Origin of the sequence: Streptomyces turgidiscabies Car8 (assembly GCF_000331005.1) — a bacterium.
Lineage (GTDB): Bacteria > Actinomycetota > Actinomycetes > Streptomycetales > Streptomycetaceae > Streptomyces > Streptomyces turgidiscabies.
In genome coordinates this window covers 1-1,641 of record NZ_AEJB01000504.1, presented here as the reverse complement: position 1 = coordinate 1,641, position 1,641 = coordinate 1, and the positions used below count along the sequence as shown (strand labels likewise).

General features: G+C 70.2%; 1 protein-coding gene. It reads left to right on the top strand.

Annotated elements, in window-relative coordinates:
- On the top strand, positions 1-1,641 hold a 1,641-nt coding region (locus tag STRTUCAR8_RS36010; RefSeq protein WP_044473490.1), incomplete at both ends, for a transketolase family protein.

Below are 1,641 nucleotides of genomic sequence, written 5' to 3'. Positions count from 1 at the left end.
ACACGACGGGCGTGGAGACGACGACGGGTCCGCTGGGCCAGGGTGTCGCCAACGCTGTGGGCATGGCGATGGCCGCCCGTTACGAGCGCGGTCTGTTCGACCCGCAGGCCCCCGTGGGGGAGTCGCCGTTCGACCACTTCATCTTCGCGATCGCCGGTGACGGCTGCCTGCAGGAGGGCATCTCCGCGGAGGCGTCCTCGCTGGCCGGCCACCAGAAGCTCGGCAACCTGGTCCTGTTGTGGGACGACAACCACATCTCGATCGAGGGCGACACCGAGACGGCCGTCTCCGAGGACGTCGTCAAGCGGTACGAGGCGTACGGCTGGCATGTGCAGCGGATCGCCCCGAAGCCGGACGGTGACCTCGACCCGCACGCCATCTACAACGCCGTGCAGGCCGCCAAGCAGGTCACCGACAGGCCGTCGTTCATCGCGATGCGCTCGATCATCGCCTGGCCCGCCCCGAACGCCCAGAACACCGAGGCCGCGCACGGCTCGGCCCTCGGCGACGACGAGGTGGCGGCCACCAAGCGGGTCCTCGGCTTCGACCCGGAGCAGTCCTTCGAGGTTTCGGACGCCGTCCTTGACCACACCCGCGAGGCGCTGGAGCGCGGCCGTCAGGCCAGGGCGGAGTGGGAGAAGTCGTTCCAGGAGTGGCGCAACAGCAACGCCGGGCGCGCCGCCGAGTTCGACCGCATCGCCGCGGGTGAACTGCCGGGCGGCTGGGAGGAGAAGCTCCCGGTCTTCGAGGCGGGCAAGGGTGTCGCCACCCGTGCCGCGTCCGGCAAGGTCCTGCAGGCGCTGGGCGCGGTCATCCCGGAGCTGTGGGGCGGCTCGGCCGACCTGGCCGGCTCGAACAACACGACCATCGACAAGACGTCCTCCTTCCTCCCGAAGGGCAACCCGCTGCCGGAGGCGGACCCGTACGGGCGCACGATCCACTTCGGTATCCGCGAGCACTCGATGGCCGCCGAGATGAACGGCATCGCCCTGCACGGCAACACCCGTGTCTACGGCGGTACGTTCCTCGTCTTCTCCGACTACATGCGCAACGCGGTGCGGCTGTCCGCGCTGATGCACGTTCCGGTGACGTACGTGTGGACGCACGACTCCATCGGTCTCGGCGAGGACGGCCCGACGCACCAGCCGGTCGAGCACATCGCGTCGCTGCGCGCCATCCCGGGCCTGAACGTGGTGCGCCCGGCCGACGCCAACGAGACGGCCATCGCCTGGCGCGAGATCCTCAAGCGCTGGACGAAGGTCTTCGGCAAGGGCGCCCCGCACGGTCTCGCGCTGACCCGCCAGGGCGTGCCGACGTACGAGGCCGACGAGGACGCGGCCAAGGGCGGTTACGTCCTCTTCGACGCCGAGGGCGGCACGCCCGAGGTCATCCTCATCGCGACCGGCTCCGAGGTCCACGTGGCCGTCGGCGCCCGCGAGCAGCTCCAGGCGGAGGGAGTACCGACACGCGTCGTGTCGATGCCGTGTGTGGAGTGGTTCGAGGAGCAGGACCAGGGGTACCGGGAGAGCGTTCTGCTCCCGTCCGTCAAGGCGCGCGTCGCGGTCGAGGCCGGTATCGGCCTCACCTGGCACAAGTACGTCGGGGACGCGGGTCGCATCGTTTCCCTGGAGCACTTCGGCG